Annotated in this window: 19 protein-coding genes; 10 read left to right on the forward strand and 9 right to left on the reverse strand. The window is 62.8% G+C overall.

Annotated features, from left to right (window positions below):
• Positions 1 to 15: 15 nt before the first annotated feature.
• Positions 16 to 1,665, reverse strand: a complete 1,650-nt coding sequence (locus AC1RLZ_RS17660) for a glycosyltransferase family 39 protein (protein ID WP_371420480.1) — start codon at positions 1,663 to 1,665, stop codon at positions 16 to 18.
• Positions 1,666 to 2,016: 351 nt separating this feature from the next.
• Here AC1RLZ_RS17660 and AC1RLZ_RS17665 point away from each other — a divergent pair, with 351 nt between their 5' ends.
• From AC1RLZ_RS17665 to AC1RLZ_RS17680, 4 genes are all read left to right on the forward strand, one after another.
• Positions 2,017 to 2,877, forward strand: a complete 861-nt coding sequence (locus tag AC1RLZ_RS17665) for a hypothetical protein (protein WP_493189669.1) — start codon at positions 2,017 to 2,019, stop codon at positions 2,875 to 2,877.
• A 167-nt stretch (positions 2,878 to 3,044) separates the two neighbouring features.
• On the forward strand, positions 3,045 to 3,458 hold the full coding sequence (locus AC1RLZ_RS17670; RefSeq protein WP_371420482.1) for a Ros/MucR family transcriptional regulator: 414 nt from the start codon (positions 3,045 to 3,047) through the stop codon (positions 3,456 to 3,458).
• Positions 3,459 to 3,620: 162 nt separating this feature from the next.
• The gene (locus tag AC1RLZ_RS17675; protein ID WP_493189670.1) at positions 3,621 to 3,848 is read left to right on the forward strand and encodes a hypothetical protein; all 228 of its coding nucleotides are present in this window, start codon (positions 3,621 to 3,623) and stop codon (positions 3,846 to 3,848) included.
• Positions 3,849 to 3,936: 88 nt separating this feature from the next.
• Positions 3,937 to 4,533, forward strand: coding sequence for a DUF6456 domain-containing protein (locus tag AC1RLZ_RS17680; RefSeq protein ID WP_493189671.1), 597 nt, complete (start codon positions 3,937 to 3,939; stop codon positions 4,531 to 4,533).
• Here the strand turns inward: AC1RLZ_RS17680 and AC1RLZ_RS17685 are convergent.
• On the reverse strand, positions 4,530 to 4,958 hold the full coding sequence (locus AC1RLZ_RS17685; RefSeq protein ID WP_493189672.1) for a SufE family protein: 429 nt from the start codon (positions 4,956 to 4,958) through the stop codon (positions 4,530 to 4,532). The two genes, AC1RLZ_RS17680 and AC1RLZ_RS17685, sit on opposite strands and share 4 nt — an antisense overlap.
• A gap of 92 nt (positions 4,959 to 5,050) precedes the next feature.
• The gene (locus tag AC1RLZ_RS17690) at positions 5,051 to 5,440 is read right to left on the reverse strand and encodes a DUF5330 domain-containing protein (protein ID WP_493189673.1); all 390 of its coding nucleotides are present in this window, start codon (positions 5,438 to 5,440) and stop codon (positions 5,051 to 5,053) included.
• Positions 5,441 to 5,849: 409 nt separating this feature from the next.
• On the opposite strand from AC1RLZ_RS17690, the gene AC1RLZ_RS17695 reads away from it, so the two are divergent.
• The 3 genes from AC1RLZ_RS17695 to AC1RLZ_RS17705 are packed head-to-tail and all read left to right on the forward strand — an operon-like array spanning position 5,850 to position 8,781.
• Positions 5,850 to 7,688 (forward strand): PAS domain-containing sensor histidine kinase, encoded by a 1,839-nt coding sequence (locus tag AC1RLZ_RS17695; RefSeq protein WP_493189674.1) that lies wholly within the window; start codon positions 5,850 to 5,852, stop codon positions 7,686 to 7,688.
• Complete coding sequence (locus AC1RLZ_RS17700; RefSeq protein ID WP_493189675.1) at positions 7,681 to 8,403, forward strand: peptidoglycan-binding domain-containing protein; 723 nt, start codon at positions 7,681 to 7,683, stop codon at positions 8,401 to 8,403. Before AC1RLZ_RS17695 ends, AC1RLZ_RS17700 begins: the two co-directional genes overlap by 8 nt.
• A 33-nt stretch (positions 8,404 to 8,436) precedes the next feature.
• On the forward strand, positions 8,437 to 8,781 hold the full coding sequence (locus AC1RLZ_RS17705; protein WP_439085670.1) for a DUF1491 family protein: 345 nt from the start codon (positions 8,437 to 8,439) through the stop codon (positions 8,779 to 8,781).
• Positions 8,782 to 9,256: 475 nt separating this feature from the next.
• On the opposite strand, the gene AC1RLZ_RS17710 is transcribed toward AC1RLZ_RS17705, so the two are convergent.
• Positions 9,257 to 10,237: a DUF2336 domain-containing protein gene (locus tag AC1RLZ_RS17710; RefSeq protein WP_493189676.1), complete on the reverse strand. Its 981-nt coding sequence runs from the start codon at positions 10,235 to 10,237 to the stop codon at positions 9,257 to 9,259.
• Between the two features lie 266 nt (positions 10,238 to 10,503).
• Here AC1RLZ_RS17710 and AC1RLZ_RS17715 point away from each other — a divergent pair, with 266 nt between their 5' ends.
• Together AC1RLZ_RS17715 and AC1RLZ_RS17720 are read left to right on the forward strand one after the other, a co-directional pair.
• The gene (locus tag AC1RLZ_RS17715) at positions 10,504 to 10,710 is read left to right on the forward strand and encodes a hypothetical protein (RefSeq protein ID WP_493189677.1); all 207 of its coding nucleotides are present in this window, start codon (positions 10,504 to 10,506) and stop codon (positions 10,708 to 10,710) included.
• A 16-nt stretch (positions 10,711 to 10,726) separates the two neighbouring features.
• The gene (locus tag AC1RLZ_RS17720; RefSeq protein WP_493189678.1) at positions 10,727 to 11,506 is read left to right on the forward strand and encodes a hypothetical protein; all 780 of its coding nucleotides are present in this window, start codon (positions 10,727 to 10,729) and stop codon (positions 11,504 to 11,506) included.
• Between the two features lie 21 nt (positions 11,507 to 11,527).
• Here the strand turns inward: AC1RLZ_RS17720 and olsE are convergent, their stop codons facing one another.
• Both olsE and AC1RLZ_RS17730 read right to left on the reverse strand, forming a co-directional pair.
• Positions 11,528 to 12,517 (reverse strand): ornithine lipid hydroxylase OlsE, encoded by a 990-nt coding sequence (gene olsE / locus AC1RLZ_RS17725; protein WP_493189679.1) that lies wholly within the window; start codon positions 12,515 to 12,517, stop codon positions 11,528 to 11,530.
• 134 nt (positions 12,518 to 12,651) lie between these two features.
• On the reverse strand, positions 12,652 to 13,488 hold the full coding sequence (locus AC1RLZ_RS17730; protein ID WP_493189680.1) for an outer membrane protein: 837 nt from the start codon (positions 13,486 to 13,488) through the stop codon (positions 12,652 to 12,654).
• 212 nt (positions 13,489 to 13,700) lie between these two features.
• Between AC1RLZ_RS17730 and AC1RLZ_RS17735 the strand changes: the two genes are divergently transcribed.
• Complete coding sequence (locus AC1RLZ_RS17735) at positions 13,701 to 14,834, forward strand: helix-turn-helix transcriptional regulator (protein WP_493189681.1); 1,134 nt, start codon at positions 13,701 to 13,703, stop codon at positions 14,832 to 14,834.
• 96 nt (positions 14,835 to 14,930) lie between these two features.
• On the opposite strand, the gene AC1RLZ_RS17740 is transcribed toward AC1RLZ_RS17735, so the two are convergent.
• From AC1RLZ_RS17740 to AC1RLZ_RS17750, 3 genes are read right to left on the reverse strand one after another with little or no spacing between them, the layout of a single operon-like run.
• A complete protein-coding gene (locus tag AC1RLZ_RS17740; protein ID WP_493189682.1) occupies positions 14,931 to 15,509 on the reverse strand; it encodes a DUF1254 domain-containing protein in 579 nt (192 codons plus the stop codon).
• Complete coding sequence (locus AC1RLZ_RS17745; RefSeq protein ID WP_493189683.1) at positions 15,506 to 16,084, reverse strand: DUF1214 domain-containing protein; 579 nt, start codon at positions 16,082 to 16,084, stop codon at positions 15,506 to 15,508. The genes AC1RLZ_RS17740 and AC1RLZ_RS17745 overlap by 4 nt, the downstream gene beginning before the upstream one ends.
• Positions 16,085 to 16,108: 24 nt before the next feature.
• Positions 16,109 to 18,415 carry a transglycosylase domain-containing protein gene (locus AC1RLZ_RS17750; RefSeq protein ID WP_493189684.1) on the reverse strand — a complete coding sequence of 769 codons (2,307 nt, stop codon included), beginning with the start codon at positions 18,413 to 18,415 and terminating at the stop codon, positions 16,109 to 16,111.
• Positions 18,416 to 18,522 lie beyond the last annotated feature (107 nt).

Below are 18,522 nucleotides of genomic sequence, written 5' to 3' on the forward strand. Positions count from 1 at the left end.
GATGCGCCGGGCTTCCTACGGCGCGGGGATCGCCAGCAGGCTGGAAATACTGCTGCCGCGGATGTCGTAGACGCGGGCGAAGATGACATCGTCGCGCTTGATCTCGGCGATCACGGGAGCGGTGAGGCCCTTGCAGTAGAACTCGCCGAGCGTCATCGCGAAGTCGGCCGACTGGCTGTCCCAGCCGATGGTGAAGTCGGGACCGAGGGCAACCTGCGCCGGGCGCTGCGGGCCGCACACGGCGACCTTCCACTTGCGACCGGCAGGCGGGCTTTCCTGTCGCTCGGTGATCTGCTCCTTCAGCGCGTCCGACGCCTGCTTCAGCGCGAGGCCCCAGTAATCGAGCATGTAGAGCGCATCGGCCTGGCGCACGGTGCCGGCGATGTAGTTGAAGTGGGTGTACTGATACGGATGCAGCCGGATCATCTCGGCCATCGGCAGCATCAGGCCGAAGGAAAATACGGCGACGGCCGCCGCCTGCGCGCCGCGATGATTGACGCGCAGCCAGTCCATCGCCCAGGCAAAGGCGGCGCCGCCGAGCACGGCCATCGGCGGGATCACGAAGATGAAGTGCCGGATGCCGTTATACAGCGCCGGGCGCTTCACCATGGCGATCGCCAGCGGCAGCATGGCGGCGAAAGTGAGCATCAGGAGAATGGTCTTGCGACGCGCCGGCACGCTGTCGCGCGATAGCGACATGATGGTCAGCGCGATGCCGCCGAAGGTGAGGCTGAGCAGCACTTCCGGAAGCTGCAGCGCAAACAGCGTCGGCAGATAGGACCACGGCATGTCCGGCACCGAGATCATCGCGCCGTCGAACATCTCCTTCCACGGCTTCTCGAAGAAGTGAGAGAAGTAGCCTAGGGCGCGCAGCGGATTGGCGGGCTCGAGGATCGACCACGGCCATATAAGCCCCATGATCAGATAGCCGAAGGCGAGGCCCGGCAGCATTACGTAGAGCACATGCAGCAACCGATGCGCGCTCTCGCGCACGCCATTGGTGCGGACATCCTCGATCCACAGAGGCATGAAACCGATCACCGCGTAGATCAGCGTGAGGCCGGCAAGAATACGGCAGCCGATCGCGCAGCCGGCGCCGAGGCCGAGGATCAGGACCGTGCGCGGCGACGGATTCGGATATTCCTGTGCAAGACGCACCAGCCCGAGCATCAGGATGACCATCGCCACGGCGAAGGGCGCATCCTTCGGGTTCATGAACATATGGCCGTAGAACGTCGGACACAGCGCCAGCAGCAGGAGCGTGGCGAGGCCGCCCACGGGGCCGGCGACGCGACGGCCGAGTCGCCAGGTGACGGCGAGGCCGATAATGCCGACGATCGCGCCGAGTAGGCGTCGCGTCTCGAACAGCTCCAGCGGGATGATCTTGTGCAGCAGCGCGGCTGCCATATCGAAGCCGCCGCCATACATGAAGAGATTGGCAAACGACAATGCGCCGGTGTCGGTGAAGCCCGACCCGTACATCTTCAATAGAAGATCGGCATACTCGGCGTGAGTATAGTCGTCCCATCCGAGACCGTAGTCCCGGAACGTGAAGCTTGCGACGATGCTGACAACGACAAGCGCCAGGATGGCGAGGTCGTCACACGTCCGTTCCACCGAGCGCCTTACTGGCGTGTCGATGGCCGCAGTCGTAATCGATGACATGGCGATGGATAACCCGGTGTCCCCAATGGCTCGGCTTTAGCGCTCTTTGAGCCTCGTTTCCCCGGCATCGATATAGCGCACTTCTCTTTTGAAGTAATTGAGAATTGTGGCTGAAATTTCTTAATGCGTTGCAACAAACAGGACAAGGTAAAAGCTTTACCGTTTAGCGATCGAGCGGCGTGGGCTTCCCAAATCCGTTGTCTCCGGTGGAAGAAAACTCTCCCAAGACGTACCACCGGGCGGATGTACAAGGGATGAATGCAAAATGCCGTTTGGCGGTGCACGCAATATGACGCTATCGTGGCGCCCGTGACGAGACTCGCGAGGTGTCCGTCGAGGAGTTCGAAGACTATGAAATTGCTGCTGATTGCCGGGATCGGGGTCATTCTGGCGGGCCTTGCCGCGATCGGCTTCGGAATTCCGGTCAAGGAATTCGGGTTCGGGAACACGCTGATCCTGACCGGAACGGTCGGGGCCTGCACCGGCCTGATCATGGTCAGTATGGCGCTGGCGGTCGGGGAGCTGAAGAAGTTCCGGCCGCAGGTCGAGATCGATGAACCGGTTCCGTCGCCCCGGCTGCCGCGCCGGGAGCTGACCCTGCCACCAGTACCGCCGGAGGGCGCCGCGGAGGCGGATGACGCGCCCGCGCCGGGCCCGCTGTTCAGCCGCGACCAGCCGGCCGCGCGGCCGGCCGGTCCCGAGCCCGGCGTGCCGCCGTGGCAGGACGAAGTGCTGCGCGACCGCGAGCGGCTTGCCACCGCCGCCGAGGCACCGGCACCGGAGGAGCCGAAGCGCCGCAATCTGCTGTTCCAGTCGTCGCGCCGCGAACGGGAGCGGGCTGAGGCCGCTGCCGCATTGGAGGCGGCAAAGCCGACGCCGGAACAGCCGGCCGAGCAGCCGAAGAGTTTCGAGGATGCCTGGCCGCAGCCTGACCGGTCGCGTTCGGATGCGATTCGCCGCGCCGCCCGTACGTCGTCTTCGGTGAGTGACAAGCTGCCGGATGCCGCGCTGATTCCGGATCGCTACGTTCCGCCACCGCCGGCCGAAGAGCCGCCGCAGGCATCGGGCGTCACCGTGCTGAAATCGGGCGTCGTCGATGGCATGGCCTATTCGCTGTATTCCGACGGCTCCATCGAGGCGCAGATGCCCGAAGGCATGATGCGCTTCGCTTCGATCGACGAGTTGCGCGAACATCTCGACAATAGGGGCTGACGCCACTCAGCCCGTTCTGCCGTTGGCGCTCACTTTCAGCTGATCTCGACTAATCTTGCGTGCAGAATAAAATCGGCGCGCTATACGTTGCTGTTGCCCGCGCGGCTGCAATTCCCGCATAATTACCAAGTAAAATGCGGCTCCAATCCTTGAAAGACGACAGCGCCATGAATGACATCGCCGGCAAGAGCTTCATCGATCTCACGGCGACGATCGTGTCGGCCTATGTCGGTCACAATCCGACCCCGGCCGCTGAACTGCCGGCGCTGATCGGTCAGGTTCATGCGGCGCTGGTTCGGGTATCCAGCGGCCGACCGGAAGTCGCTGCGGAGCCAGCGAAGCCGGCGGTATCCGTCAAGAAATCCATGACCGCGGAATATCTGGTCTGTCTTGAAGACGGCAAGCGCTTCAAGTCGCTGAAGCGCCATCTGCGGACGCAGTATGCGATGACGCCTGAGCAGTATCGGGAGAAGTGGGGGCTGCCGGCCGACTATCCGATGGTCGCGCCGAACTATGCGGTGGCGCGCTCGCAGCTCGCCAAGAAAATGGGGCTGGGCCAGCAGCGCCGCCGGCGGAAGTGATCAGGCAAGCGATCCGCTCAAGTAAAACCAAGCAATAAATTCGGGTTCCGTCCTCAGGAACCAATATAGAACAAATCAGAGACGAAGAAAGTTCTACGTCTGGATGCGGGATAGATTTCCCGCCACGCACAATTGGTGTGTGACAAGACAGGCAAGCGAGACGTGAACTTTCAAGCGGACGTCGATGCCATCCAGCGCATCGGTGCCGGACCGCAAATTCTCGAAGTGATCTGTCGCACGACGGGGCGACGCCCGCGGGTCGTGGCCGAGGACGACGATGAACTCGCCGCGCGCGCCGGCCGTGGATCAATCGCAGTCGCCGCCGGCAACCCGCTTCATTTTCACCATGCCGCGGTTTTGAGGGATTGGCCGAAGTCGTTGGTTCTTTGAATAAAAGCCCAAGAGGGAATAAAGTCTAAAATTCTGCTTGCGGTTCTGTCTCGGCTGTGTGCTTATTGTCCTAAATGGAGTCGCCCCCATGAAAGCATCCCGCAACACCACGAAGCATCCAGGCCATATCGATGGCCATCGGGCCCGGCATCTGTCGCTCGACACGCGGCAGATCCTCACCGAGGACGGCATCGCCAGCGTCCTCGTCAATGACGGCGAAAGCCCGCTCGGCTGGCTGGCCCGGCGCAAGGGCCGTGATGGCCGCAGCATGATCAGCCCGCATCAGTTCATTGCCGGCGAAAGGCTGCGCGCCGATTTCACGTGCGGTAACATGGCGCCGCGCATGACGGCGAACTGGGCCGCGCCCACCGGCGGCCGACCACGCGGGGCCGGCAGCAGCCCCGGCGAGATGACGGACATGATGGTGACGTCGCGCCAACGTGTCAGTCAGGCGCTGGATGCCTGCGGACCTGAGTTTTCAGGGGTTCTAATGGATGTGTGCTGTTTTCTGCGCGGTCTTGAAGACATCGAGCGCGAACGCAACTGGCCGGCGCGTTCTGCCAAGGTCGTGTTGCAACTCGCGCTGGACCGCCTCGCGCGGCATTACGGCCTCGCCAGTGAGGTCAGGGGGCAGCCATCGAAAGTGCGCACCTGGCTCGCAGATGATGCGGCGTTCGGGAGCTAGTTCGCCGCCGCAAGCGTTTCGGTAGCGTCGCGGCGGATGCGCTCGACCATGGCGCGCAGGCCGTTGGAGCGTTGCGGCGTGAGGTGTTCCTTGAAGCCAAGTTCGTCGAATACCTTGATGGCGTCGGTGGCCAGAATGTCCTCGGCCTTGCGGCCCGAATACAGCGTCAGCAGGATCGCGATCAGCCCGCGAACGATATGCGCGTCGCTGTCGCCGAGATAATTCAGCACCGGCGCGCCGTGGTCGCGGGCGACCTGGCGCGACAGCCAGACCTGGCTCGCGCAGCCACTGACCTTGTTGGCGGCGGAATGTTCCTCGTCCGGCATCGGCGTGAGAGTACGCCCGAGTTCGATGACGTACCGGTAGCGGTCGTCCCAGTCCTCGAGTAGCTCGAAATTATCGCGGATATCGTCAATCGTGGTCATCGGAACCTGCAAGCAATGTCAGGCCCTATATAGGGATCAACAGCGCCGAAAGCGACCGTCGTTTGCGGTAATTATCCGCCGAAATCAGCCGTTTATGGAGCAGCCGCGGGCGGCTGCCACTCGACCGCAAGGTCATCCTGGGTGAGTGTGTCAGGCTTGACCATGGCGACCGCACCCTGGTCCTCGTTTTCGCCACCGATCGAGCCGGTGGTATCCGGCTTCTTCTCGGTGATAATCTGGTAGATCTTCTTCGCGCCGTCCTTGGCGCGCTCGCCGATCACGGTGGCGGCATGGCCGCCGACTTCGCAGGTGGCCGGTTGGCGCTTGCAGAATTGAGCCATGTCGGACATCGCCGCACTCGCAGCCGATACCGCATCGGAAGCGCCGATCTGCGGCAGCTTGTCCGACTCCGGCGTCTTGTCCCTGGGCAGCAGCACGAGCACGAGCCCGAGCCAGAATGCCATGCGAAGCAGGAAGAACATCGCGAACCCCGTTAGTCTCTTCGAACCGTTGCGATTTGTCGCAATTGGGATCGAAGTTAGCAGCAGTCGATAAATTGCAAGTATTTGCGATGTGGTTAAATCGACGAAAATTCGCTTCATTCGGTTTGGCGTAAATTTTCCATTGATGATCTGTTCGTGCGTTTTCCGACACGATGTTGGGGATGCACACTTTCGAAACCATATGGACGCGGCGATGGAAACTACTCGTTCACCATCGTTGCCGAATGAAAATGCGAAAACTCCTCTTAAATCAGCGCTTGCGCATCAGGCATGGCGATCGCGGCGGTCACTTTAGCGTTCGCTTAATGTCGCTCTGACACGTTGGCGCAACGATAGAAGGAGGCGTTTCGGCGCGTCTGAATTTGACGATCAAGCCGAAGCGAGAGCAGTGACAGTATCGACCATCATCCGCGACTGCCTTGATGCCATGCTGCACCCTTCAGTGCGCTACGATGCGCTGACGAGCGCGCGTCATCGCGCCTTCATGGCGCCGCGTCTGCTCGGCAGTCTCGCGGCCTTCGCGGCTTTTCCTGTCTATCTCGCAATGCGCGGTGCGCCGAACGCGATCGAGGTCGCGGCTTTCGCCTGGCTGATGGCGCCGATCCTCGTGTCGTATTTTCTGTCGCGCACCGGCCGCTATGAGAGCGCACAGGTGTTGTCGTCCATCGCGCTCGCTGGTCTCGTGATGATGATGGCGATCTCCACGGGCGGCATCAACTCGTTCGCGGCGATCTGGCTTGTGGTGGTGCCGATCGAGGCGGCACTCTCGGCTTCGCGCCGGATCGTTGCCTTTGCCTCGGCGCTGGCGCTGTCCTGCGTCGGCATCCTCATCGTGCTGACCAGCCTTGATTGGTTGCCCGCATCCGAAGCCGGTGTCGCCGGCCATGGTGTGTTCATGGCGTTCGGGATTGCCTCCGCCACCATCTATGCTGCCGGTCTGGCTTTCGGGGCGGAGTCGCTGGCGCGTACCAGCGTCTCGCTGCTCTATGTCGAGGAAGACCGCTATCGCCTGCTGGCGCGGAATATGAGCGACGTGATCTCGCGTCATCGTAACAATGGCGCCGTGCAGTTCATTTCGCCCGCGGCTGAGGCACTCATTGGCGCGCCGGCGCAGCGGCTGCTCGGCCATGGTCTGTTCGACCGCGTGCATGTCGCGGATCGCCCGGCCTATCTCACGGCTTTGTCCGACGCCGCACGTGGCGGCGAGGCTCGCAGCGTCGAATTCCGTCTGCGCCGGGATGTCGTGCGCAGCAATGAGCGCCTGCGCCCATCCGGGTCCGAATTCATCTGGGTCGAAATGCGTTGCCGCCCGATGGAGCAGGGCACCGATGCGTCAATGCCCGCCGATGCGGAAGTCGTCGCCGTGCTGCGCGATGTCACCGACCGCAAGCTGCAGGAAGAGGCGTTGGCGCAGGCCCGCATAGAGGCCGAACGCGCCGATGCGTCGAAGACGCGTTTCCTCGCCACCATGAGCCACGAACTGCGCACGCCGCTGAATGCCATTATCGGCTTCTCGGACATGCTGGTGCAGGAAGAGCTGATGATGCTCGATGCGGCCAAGCGCAAGGAGTATGCGCAGCTGATCAACGATTCCGGCCAGCACCTGCTGTCGGTGGTCAACGGCATCCTCGACATGTCGAAGCTGGAGTCGGGCAATTTCGAGATTTCGCCGGAGCCGTTCGCCCCGCGTCCGGCCCTGATCAATTGCTGCAATCTGCTGGCGCTGAAGGCGCGCGAGAACGGCATCGATCTCATCACCGATGCGCCGAAGGATCTGCCTGAGGTCAACGGCGATCCGCGCGCATTCCGGCAGATCCTGCTGAATCTCGTGTCCAATGCCATCAAGTTCACCGAGCGTGGCGGCAGCGTCACCGTGGCTGCGGGCGTCGAGGGATCACGCTTGATGCTGCGTGTCAGCGATACCGGCGTCGGCATCGCATCGGACGATCTGGCACGCATCGGCGATCCGTTCTTCCAGGCCGGCAAGACCTATCAGCGGCGCCACGAAGGCACGGGCCTCGGTCTGTCCATTGTGAAGAGCCTCGTCGGCATGCATGGTGGCGAGATGCAGGTGCAGAGCCGGATCGACGAAGGTACCACCATCACGATCGCGCTGCCGCTTGAGTTTACGCCGCAGGCCGAACGCGCCAGCAATATCGCGACCTTGAATCCTGCGGTGCGCGCCGCGCCAATCGACCAAGCCCATCAGGTGAAGAAGAGTGCCTAAAGCCAGTTCCAAAGCGACCAAGTCCAAACGCGGCCGCGCCGTCGCCATCGTCGATGAGCCCGCCGAGCGCGGCATCGTGTTGCGCGTGCTGCTGCACAGCCCGAAGGACATGGTCGCCGGTCTGATCGCATTCGCCGCCGTCAGCGCGATCATTGCCAATGCGGTCTTCCTGCAGAAGGGCCATCATCCTTCGCCGATGTTCGGTTCCAGCACCGTCGTCGCATTTCCGGCTCCGGCACCCGTCGTCAATCCGCTGCCCAAGCCGCGTCCGCTGGACGCTGCGGTGTCGGACACCAAGCTCGATTCCCGCATGCTGGACTCCAAGCCTGTCAACAGCGCCAATGAACCGAAGCCGTCGCTTGCGGTCAGGCCTGTCGAACAGCGCGCGGCCGATCCGGTCGGCAATCTCCTGAAAGCGCCGGCCTCACCGCCAACAACCGCGGGCGCTGTTGCGCGCCCGCCGGCGGCGATCCCGAATGCAACGCGCACTGATCCGCTCGGCGATCTCATCAGCAATACGCGCCGTGTCGCCGCCGTGCAGCGTGCGCTGACGGAATACGGTTATGGCCAGTTGAAGCCGACCGGCAATGTCGGCTCGGATACTGCAGCCGCGATTCAGCGCTTCGAACGTGAGCGTAAATTGCCGGTCACCGGGCAGGTGTCCGACCGCATGGTGCGCGAACTCGCCACCGTCACCGGCCGAGCGATCGACTAGCGTCAGTCCCGCGGCTGCCCTATCGTGGTTCCCATGAGATTGAAGTCAGCAATATGGGTGGCCGCATATCTGCGTCGCTGCCAGACCGAAGGTGTGTTCGGCGCCGTGCGCCGCCGTGGCGCGGAAGAAGCGGGCGCCGTATTCGTCAAGGTCGCGCTGCTGGATGGCACCGCGATGCTCTACACGCCGGCACCCCAAAGCGCCTATGACGAGAGCCGCCCTGTCGATCGCGTGTTCGCGCCGTCGCCGCCTCAGCCGGTCGAGGAACGCAAGATCGAAGAGCGTTTGCAGAAGGAGATCTCGTTCGATCCCGACGTCTGGATCGTCGAGACCGAGGACAAGGCCGGGCGGCATTTTTTGGAGCTGGCGAAGGGCTAGGATCAGCTCTTCAATACCAAGTGGTTTGCCGGCGAAAAAGCCGTCGAGCTGCCAGCTCAATGCTCGACCATTGCGGAATAAGCATCGCAATGGCCATGAAAGTGCAAATCCAAAGCAGCATTGGGACCGGTAGCGAGAAGCCGTCATAGGTATGTGACTGGCGGGATATCAGCCAGAAGATAAAAAGTAGAAGCGGGGGAATTGCGATGACCCTGCTTCTGTAGGTCGGAAGCACAAACGTTAGAAGCAGGACCCCCGGAAGAAAGATTATTGCCAGAAATATGCTGCCTATCGCGAACCAGGTGCCGCCTGCGGCATGGCTGAGGGAAGTCATGTAGGCAATCGCGGGCCATCCGATGCCGACGCATAGGATAGTTCTGCGTGTGTTTCGAACCCATTTGGGGAGAGGCAGAACGCTCATCGGGGCAGATTGCCGCAAAAGCGTATCTTTCCCGACGCCATCAAAGCTTCAATTTTAACGGCCCGACGAATTCCGCGTCACGCGCGTGATATCCTCGCCAGGCTGGACGCTTGGCCGAGCCTGCGGCGCGCTCGGCCGCGCGCGCTGGCGCTCATCGTCATAAAGTGCAGGCCGGAATTTGGCGCGCGTCGCGGCCATATGCGCGCCGCGCCAGGCGGCCACCATGATCAGTGCCGAGCGCTCGCTCAGCACGTCATACATGCGCGCGATCCGGTAGACATTGGTCACCGACGTGCCGAATTCCGGATTGAGGAACAGCAGCACGCGCTGGAAGATGTCGCTCTTCATGCCGAGCGCCTTGGCGCAGCAGGCGAGGGGCTCGCCGCCGGGATCGTTGACGACCTGTTCGGCGATGGCAGCGGGCAGCATCAGGGCTTCACTCAGCTCGCGCGCAAAGTTGTCGCGGTCTTCGGCAAAGGCGGCCATTTCAAGAATGTGCATGGCGCGGGCGGCGCGCGCTTGCGGAATCCGGGCCGACGATCGCAGCGGCGTTTCGGCGAGATTATGCAGGATCTGCGCGCGTTCGCTGCTCGACGCCGCAAAGAACAATGTGCTGATCTCTGTCGCATCCTTTGGCGCCATCGCCATATTGGCGGCAACGCGCATCTGGGCTTCGCTTGGCTGCTTCACCGTCGGTGCCAAAACAGACTCGGCCGCGGGAATGGACTGCGCGAGCGGCACCAGTTGCCCGGGCTCGGTCGGGCGCAGATTGAGACGGTTCAGGATCGCGCGCGGTGTGTTCGGATAGATCGACAGCCGCGCGCGCACCGCGGCGCGGGTGGCATCGTCGACCTGATCGATCAGGCGGGCGGTGAGTTCGACGAACTGCTTCTCTTCGTCGATCGTGTGGTTCGGCGCCTGGACATAGAGATCCGTCAGCACGCGCAACAGGGTCGGCCGCACATCCACACCTTCGCGACGCGAGAGCGTCAGCAATCCATCAAAACCCGGAAACATCGGAGGTGAGGCAGGCATGGCGATACGCTTACTGAGGGAACCTTGCCTCAAATTATCGTAGACGCATTAATATGTGTTTAACCATGGGCCGTTGGCCGAGGGGAGCGGTTTCGCCGAGTCGTTTCAACGATCCAGGTGTGAGCAGAGCGCGCGTCCGTTGATATCGCGCGGCATCTCCGAGCCGTGTGTCGACGACAGGTGCGGCGTTAACAGACCGTTAACCATGAATGTCCTTAATGACGGTGCGTCGGCAAATGGGCGAAGCGGCGCGGAGAGACCGGATAATGAGCACCATCATCAAGTTTCCGGCGGATGCGGCAGCGCGCAGGCTGGGCGTGAATGTGGCGCCGTCTCCTCGCGAAACCTCCGCCGAAATTCTGATCCTTCCGGTGATCCGTATCGAGCGTCAGGTCGATGACAGCAATGGTGGCAGCGGCCCGGAAGAGGGCACTGCGCCGGGACGCCGCCGCAAGCGCCGTGCGCGTTCCTGATTCAGGATCCAACACCATGTCGGCGATATCCCATCCGAACCGGATACGGCTTCGGCGCCTGACGCCATTCTTGATATTCGTCACCTTGATCGGCAGCACGCTCGGCGGCTGCGCCGGCGGCGATTTCGGTCGCACCCGCAACAATGCCGTGACCGACGACATGCATCGCTGGATCGGCGTCGAGGCCACCGGCAGCGTCGGCCTGAAGTCGTCGGAATTCCAGCTCACCGATCTCGAACGCCAGATGCGCGATCTCGCTTATCCGCTGATCGAGCCGCCGCATTCGCGCCCCCTGTGGAAGAGTGTGTTCGGCGACTACAAGCCGATTGCATCGCCATGGCGGCAGAACGTCACCTACGATCGCACGGCCTATGGCCGGCTTCTGATCGACGAGCCGCATCGCTCGCATACGTCGCGCTACAGCGTGCTGATGGACGACGCGCGCGACGACATCCTGCGTTTCGAAGCGTTTTATGCGACAGCGGCAAAGGTCGTCGAGCTCGATCGCAAACGCAATGCCAGTCTGAAGCTGGTGTCGGCGCTGGAACCGAAGGAGCGCGCCGACGCCATCGCGCGCATGGATGAGAATGCGCTGATCGTGCAGTGGGTCGAGCAATGCCTGGAGCGCCGGGTGTCATCCTATAAGTGGGCGCTGGAACGCATGGTGATCCACGCCCCCGATGGCATGGCATCGGGCGCCGATATGCTGATCGGCGAATTGGCGGCGCAGACCACGGCCATGGCCGGCAGCCTCACGCCGGTTCGCCCTGGCAAGACGCTGCGCGTCGGCGGATAACCAGAATTCTCGAGGTGATGCTTACGGGGGCTGCGCGCTGCTCGGGGCCGGGCTTGTGCTGTCGTCGGCCCGGGGGTCGGTCTGTACGTCATTCACGGTCTGGCGGCCAAGAATCTGCCGCGCGCCTTTGCGCGAAAACGGCTGCACGATCTGCCCCAGAAAACCGGATGCAACCTTGCCGCTGATGCCGAGCCGGTCCGGCGACGCATTGGCGGGATTGAGATAGGTGCCGAACACATGGTCCCACACCATGATGTTCTCGCAATAGTTGCTGTTGCCTTCCTGGAGCGTCTTCGAATGATGCCAGCGATGAAGCTTTGGCGTCGCAAAGATCGGATCGAACAGCGCCGTGCGCGTCTCCACATTGCAATGGGTGAGCAGGCCGGTGATCGCCGTCACGGCGCCGACCCACAGGAAGACAGGCAGCGGCGTGTCGAGCAGGTAGAGTGGTGCCTGGCTGAGCACCATCTTGATCAGCGAGTCGATCACGTGGAAGCGTCCGGTATTCACCACCCAGAGCCGGACCACGCTGTGGTGAAGCGCGTGGAAGCGCCAGAAGAACAGGTTTTCGTGTGCTATCCGGTGTGACCAGTAGAGGCCGAATTCGGCAATCACCAGCGCCAGCACGACCTGCGCGATCAGCGGCCAGTGTGCCGGCCACAGATGCGAGGCGTGATCGTTCACGCGCGTCAGGGTTGCCATCGCCATCGGAGCGATCGCGGTGGCCGCGACCGCCAGTTGCGCCGTACCCTTGGTCAGCAGCGTGTGCCCGATATCGTTGAGCGCCTCGCCGTCATGCTCCAGCCAGTCCTCACGATGCGGCATCAGCCGTTCGAGGGCGACGATGGCGAGAAACAGCGTCGCATAGACGGTATTGAACCAGAACAACGGCGCATCGCTGGCGAATGCCATGCCGGCACCGAGCAGCGCCCCGAAATACAGCAGCGGCCACCAGATCAGGGACAGGAGGTGGGTGACGGCCGTATCGGACGGCTCTTGGTCGTGTTGCATGGAGGCCCCGCATTCGCGCCGATTCGTGGGTCGACGATGGATGCGGAGCTTCGCTGCGGCAGATGGCAGCCAGATTACGCCAGAGGGCTCTTTAGACGTTTTCCATGCGGAAAAACGTCACGGCCGAGGCCGTCTTAGAGCTGATAATTCACCCCGATGCGGACGATGTTGCCGGTGATGTCGGAGTCGACACCAATCATCTTTGTTCCCCGCCAAAAGGTGTTGCTGGTCAGCGTGGTCGCCGTATTGCCGATGGTCCCGAGATTGAAATGCAGATACTCGATCTTGGCCGTCCAGTTCGATGCAATCTTCGTTTCGAGGCCGCCGCCGATCGTCCAGCCGACCAGCGTCTCTGACGCGGTGCCAGTGGAGCAGAGAACGTTTCTGGCACAGGGTTGTGTCGGTTCCGCCACAATACCGGTCGTGACCTTGGCCTGCCCGTAAGCGAGACCACCGGTAGCAAATAGCAATGTATCCGGTGTCGCCAGATAGCCAAGTCGCGCGCGGGCCGTGCCGAACCAGTTCAATTCGGTGGTGTGACTGGTGATGGTCTCCGGATTCGCGCCTATTTGCGGCGCGTGAAAGACCGCGTCACTAGCCGACTTAGCGTACGAGAAGTCCGCTTCGAAGCCCGTGACCCATTGTCCGAATTGCCAGTTATAGCCAACCCCGATGCCACCGATGACCCCGTTCAGGCGTGAATCGAGTGCGCGCGGCATCGAACCTTGTGACTGGAAAAAGGGAACGAAGACCGTGTCGATCGCCGAAATGCTCGAAGCGCTTTCGGCCCAGCGATAGCCGACGGTGCCGCCGATATAGGCACCGGCCCAGCCCGGCAGGGGAACGGCTACCGCCTTGTAGGACGGTTGAGCAGGATTGTCCGCAGACAGCGCAGGACTTGATACCAACAGAACGCCAGTGATCACGCATGCAATTTTAGCAGATTTCGACATCGAGCTCTCCAGCACCATCAGATGCGCAAGGCCAACAGGCTGCGAGGCCTTGCGATGGGCGGTCTCCGAACAATCCGGAGTCGCCATCGCCACTGCTAAGCGCCGCGGGATTTCGTGTCGTCACCCCGAAGTATGATGTGGTAAAATATGCCGTGTGTGCGCGTCCGGAAATTGACTTCGATCTCGCCCTGCCACACGAGGGCACGCGCAATCACGGGTTTGGAATGTTCATGGACGTTGTCGACAATGACGTGCTCTCTTCAATCATCGGAGATATCTACGATTGCGTTCTGAACCGTGAGGGATGGTTGCGTGTTCTCATCCGCATCACGCAGACGATGGATGCGGCTTACACCACGATCGCCCTGGCAGGCACGTCGGACAATCACGGCCGGTTTGCTGCCCAGTCACCCTGGGATGCCGAGCGCATGCGCGCGCTGCAGGACTACAGTTTCGACGATATTCCGGGCCTGAAAGCTGCCGTGGTCGGCGATGTCGATACGCCTGTATCCACGCTGTCGCTGATGCCCGAAAGTGAATTGCAGCAGACCGCGTTCTTTCGCAATTGGGCGGGGCCGCAGGGATTGCGGGAAGGGTGCATCGTCAAGTTCGTGCATACGCCGGATCGCATCGGTCTGCTCGGCTGCACGACCCGGGCGGAAAGGGCTGCCGTATCTGCTGCGGATCAACGGTTCCTGACCTTGCTGTCTCCGCATCTGCGCAGGGCGGCGATGATCAGCGACCTGCTCGATGACGTGCGCGTGACGGCGCATCTGTTTCGCGAATCCCTCGAGAACCTCGCGGTGCCCATCGTACTGACCGACGCGGCCGGATCGGTGCTCCATGCCAATGCAAGTGCCGAACGCATGTTCGCAACTGATGGTCCGATCCTGCGTCAGGGGCGAACCATTCAGGCACAGAACGCAATGATGGGCGATGCACTGTTGCAGGCGATCGCAAGCGCCGCATCGGACGTCTCGCTCGGCGCCAAGGGCATCGGGCTGCCGGTGTCGGCGGCAGGGCAACCGCCCGCTGTTGCCTATGTCCTGCCTTTGACGGCTGGTACGGCGCGCGCCGCGTTTCGCCCCGCATGTGCGGCTGTCTTCGTTTCGACAACGACGTCGGCCTCTCCAATGCCGGAGGCTGTCCTGACGACGCTGTTTGAACTGACGCCCGCCGAAGCGCGCGTGCTGGTGAGCGCCGGAAAGGGACTCAATCCGTCACAGACTGCCACTTTGCTCGGGATTTCAGAGAATACGCTGAAGACGCATCTCAACCGGATCTACGCCAAGACCGGCAGGTCACGACAGGCCGATCTCGTGAAGCTCGTTGCGGATATCGGCACGCCGCTGGCTACGGGCTGAAGTAGGATGGGTAGGGCGTCTTCGCGAAACCCATCCTGTTAGCGTGTGTGACCGATGGGTTTCGCTGCGCTCTACCCATCCTACGACAGTCGCTTATCAGCGCTTGCCCTTGACCTGTGCCGCCGGCGGATCGGTCTGCACGCGGCAATTCGAGGCAGCGAGGGACGCCTGGGCTTGGGTCATCAGGCCGGGTTCGGCGGCGAGGGCCTTCAGCACGATCAGGCCTGTCGCGGTCGGGGAGTCGATGATCAGCCGGTCGGCCGAAGTGACGTCCTCTTCCTCGGGAAGGGCTTCGTGCTGCGCCTCGGTCATCAGATCGAGCTCGATGACGCGGCGGCCGGCGGAGCGGTCGTTGATCGCGTAGTAAGCGACGTCGCTGCGGGTATAGAACGACACCGATGTGTAGGACTGGCTGACTGGCACCGTGAGCTTGATCGGTCCCTTCGACAGATCGTAGCGGCAGACAGCCATGGCGAAGGCCGGATCCATGAACGGCAGCAGCGCATTGGATGGCTCGGTCTGCGGCAGTGCTGTCACCGCATTCTCCTTCGTCACCGCGGCGAGGCGCGAATAGGCATCTTGTGTGGCAATGCGCGGCAGCGCCAGCACGCTGACGAGATGCACGATGCCGCCGAGCACGACACCGGCAATGAGTGCAAATAACAGCCGGATCATGGGCAGCCCACCGTGGCGATGGCGGGCATCGGCGCGTCCTTCTGCGTACGCGTCGCGACACCCACCGGCGTATCGTACAGCCGCAGCATCAACACGTAGCGTTCCAGCGCACTGGTCGGCAGCCAGTTGCCGGACCGGGAGCGCGCAGCAATGCGGATTTCGAACGCGCCATCGGCATTGCGCACCACCTCCTGGCTGGTGAAGCCGTAACGCTGCAACGTATTGGCCACGAGGCGGCCCTTGGTGTCATAGAGCGACAGCGTCCAGAACCGCGCCGCAGGCGTTACGCCGGACACGACGACATCGCAGCGACCATCGAGTGGCTTCTTCTTGTCGTCGGTGGTGGCGGTGAAGGTGACACCGTCGCCCGTGCCGATCGGCAATTCGCCCGACCGTGCAATGGACGCACGTGCATAGGGATCGATCTCGCTGGTGCCGGTGCGCGGGCGCGCAGTCCATGCACCGATGGTGAGTGTGCCAAGGTCTGTACCGCGGGTCGCGGTGGTCCACGTCAGACCGAGACCGACAGCAGTGGCGATCGCGAGCGCCAGAAGCGTGAGGAAGATCAGCCGCACATACGCACCGTCATGATAGCAGCTTCAGTTCTTGCGCGACGCGGGGGCGGTTGCGGATGTGGTTGCGGACGTCATTGGTTTGGCATCCGCTGCATCTGCATCATTGGCCGACGCGTAGCTCTCGGGGAAGGCCAGCGCGGAGGAGGCGCGGGGCTTCAGGGGGTCGTTGGATGATGTGCGGCCGGCGGTCTTGCCGGCGTCGTCGAGCAGCTTCTCGACGCGCAGCAGGATGTCGGCACCGCGGCGTGTCAGGACCGGCGGCGGGCCGGGCTTGGCGTCCTGCGCGTTGGCGGCCATGACGGACGACGCAGCGGCGGCCGGGTTCTTGGTGCCGAGGCCGGCGCCGGGCAGTTCGTTGATCTCAATGCCCTGGTGGGCAACCACCATGATGTCGTGCCAGGTCTGCGCCGGCAACGAGCCGCCGGTCATGCGGTTGGTCGGCGAATAGTCGTCATTGCCGTACCAGACCGCGCAGGTGAAGTTGCCGGTGTAACCGACGAACCAGGCGTCGCGATATGCATTGGTGGTGCCGGTCTTTCCTGCGGTCGGAATGCCGTCGAGGGCGGCGCGGCGCGCGGTGCCTTCGGAGACCACGTGGCTCATCATGCCCGCCATGTCGGCGGCGACGGAGGCGGGGATCGCCTGCAGCGGCTTCTTGCCGTCGCGGTCGAAGCGCCACACCAGATCACCGGCGCCGGTGCGCACTTCCAGCACCGCATGCGGCGTTACCGCCTTGCCCTTGTTGGGGAAGGTGACATAGGCGACGGCGTGTTCGAGCACGGACACTTCGGCGGAGCCGATCGGCAGCGATGGCGTATCGAGCAGCGGCGCCGTGATGCCGAAGCGGCGCGCGGTTTCGACGATCTTGGCGCGGCCGGCCTTGGCGGGGTTCGGTGCGCCCTTGCCGAGCGCGATCGAGATCTTCACGGGCACCACATTGATCGACCGCGTGATCGCCTGCGTCAGCGTCACATTGCCGGAATAGGAGTGGCCGTAGTTTTGCGGGCACCAGTTGCCGATACAGACCGGGCCGTCGAGGATGATCGACGTCGGCTTGTAACCGTTGAGGAGGGCGGTGGTGTAGACATAGGGCTTGAACGACGAGCCAGGCTGCCGCATGGCATCGACAGCGCGGTTGAACTGGCTCGCGCCATAGTCCCGTCCGCCCACCATGGCCCGCACGCCGCCGTCGAGATCCGACACGACGGTTGCCGCCTGCGTGGCGTGATAGTCGCGGCCGAACTGGCGCAGCTGGTTTTCGATGGCGGCCTCGGCGGCACGCTGCACGTTCATGTCGATGGAGGTGCGCACCACGAAGACGCGCTCGACATAGGATTTCGGAAACGTATCGACGAGACGGCGCATCTCGTCGAACGCCCAGTCGAGATAGTAGTTCGGCGAGATTTCCTGACGACGATCGACCGCGACCGCCGGATTGCGCCGTGCACCGAACACCTGGCCTTCGGTCATGAAGCCGGCATCGACGAGGTTGTCGAGCACCTGGTTGGCGCGGGCGCGCGCGGCAGGCAGGTTGATGTGTGGCGCGTATTTGGTCGGCGCCTTGAACAGGCCGGCCAGCATCGCGGCTTCGGCGAGGTTCACGTCGCGCGCGGATTTGTTGAAGTAGAAATGCGCGGCGCCGTCGACGCCGAAGGTGCCGCCGCCCATGTAAGCGCGGTCGAGATAGAGTTTCAGAATTTCATTCTTGGTCAGGCGGGTTTCCAGCCAGATGGCCAGGAACGCCTCGTTGACCTTGCGCTCGATGGTGCGCTCGTTCGACAGGAACAGGTTCTTGGCGAGCTGCTGCGTCAGCGATGAGCCGCCCTGACGCACGCCGCCGGCCTGCGCGTTAGTGACGAGCGCACGCGCGGTGCCGGCGATGTCGATGCCGAAATGGTCGTAGAAGCGGCGATCCTCGGTGGCGAGGGTGGCCTTGATCAGGTTATCCGGGAAATCTTCCAGCGGAATGGAGTCGTTGTGCTTGATGCCGCGACTGCCGATCGGATTGCCGTAGCGGTCGAGAAAGGTGACGGCGAGGTCGGACTTCTTCAGCCAGTCTTCATCGGCGGTTTCGCGAAACGCGGGTTGCGCCAAAGCGAGCATCAGGATCAGACCACCAAGGCCGATGGTGGCCATTTCCGACAGCGGCTCGATGAAGACCCAGCGCTTCCAGCGACCGACATAGAAGCGGTCCATGAAGGTGGAGAACCGCTCATAGAGCTCGCGGGTGCCGCGGCCGGACGAGAACAGGCCGGAATCAATGCGCGCATCCAGATCCAGCAGGAAATGCCGGAACTTGGTCTTCCAACTGGATGGCACGATCTGAGGCACCGGGGCCCTTGGTTTGTTGCAGCGCTCGTGCGCCACCCCACCGGGCACCGCGCGGACGTCATGCTGAAATAATGCGGCAACCCGGCGGCAGGTTTGCGGCCGTCGGA

It is taken from the genome of Tardiphaga sp. GW822-FHT04G09 (assembly GCF_058800725.1).

Bases quoted from the DNA above. Each gene is read 5' to 3' on its own strand.
- AC1RLZ_RS17660 (WP_371420480.1), bottom strand. From the start codon at position 1,665: ATGTCATCGATTACGACTGCGGCCATCGACACGCCAGTAAGGCGCTCG.
- AC1RLZ_RS17685 (WP_493189672.1), bottom strand. From the start codon at position 4,958: ATGACCACGATTGACGATATCCGCGATAATTTCGAGCTACTCGAGGAC.
- AC1RLZ_RS17670 (WP_371420482.1), top strand. From the start codon at position 3,045: ATGAATGACATCGCCGGCAAGAGCTTCATCGATCTCACGGCGACGATC.
- AC1RLZ_RS17710 (WP_493189676.1), bottom strand. From the start codon at position 10,237: ATGCCTGCCTCACCTCCGATGTTTCCGGGTTTTGATGGATTGCTGACG.
- AC1RLZ_RS17705 (WP_439085670.1), top strand. From the start codon at position 8,437: ATGAGATTGAAGTCAGCAATATGGGTGGCCGCATATCTGCGTCGCTGC.
- AC1RLZ_RS17665 (WP_493189669.1), top strand. From the start codon at position 2,017: ATGAAATTGCTGCTGATTGCCGGGATCGGGGTCATTCTGGCGGGCCTT.
- AC1RLZ_RS17690 (WP_493189673.1), bottom strand. From the start codon at position 5,440: ATGTTCTTCCTGCTTCGCATGGCATTCTGGCTCGGGCTCGTGCTCGTG.
- AC1RLZ_RS17680 (WP_493189671.1), top strand. From the start codon at position 3,937: ATGAAAGCATCCCGCAACACCACGAAGCATCCAGGCCATATCGATGGC.
- AC1RLZ_RS17735 (WP_493189681.1), top strand. From the start codon at position 13,701: ATGGACGTTGTCGACAATGACGTGCTCTCTTCAATCATCGGAGATATC.
- AC1RLZ_RS17730 (WP_493189680.1), bottom strand. From the start codon at position 13,488: ATGGTGCTGGAGAGCTCGATGTCGAAATCTGCTAAAATTGCATGCGTG.
- olsE (WP_493189679.1), bottom strand. From the start codon at position 12,517: ATGCAACACGACCAAGAGCCGTCCGATACGGCCGTCACCCACCTCCTG.
- AC1RLZ_RS17715 (WP_493189677.1), top strand. From the start codon at position 10,504: ATGAGCACCATCATCAAGTTTCCGGCGGATGCGGCAGCGCGCAGGCTG.
- AC1RLZ_RS17740 (WP_493189682.1), bottom strand. From the start codon at position 15,509: ATGATCCGGCTGTTATTTGCACTCATTGCCGGTGTCGTGCTCGGCGGC.
- AC1RLZ_RS17720 (WP_493189678.1), top strand. From the start codon at position 10,727: ATGTCGGCGATATCCCATCCGAACCGGATACGGCTTCGGCGCCTGACG.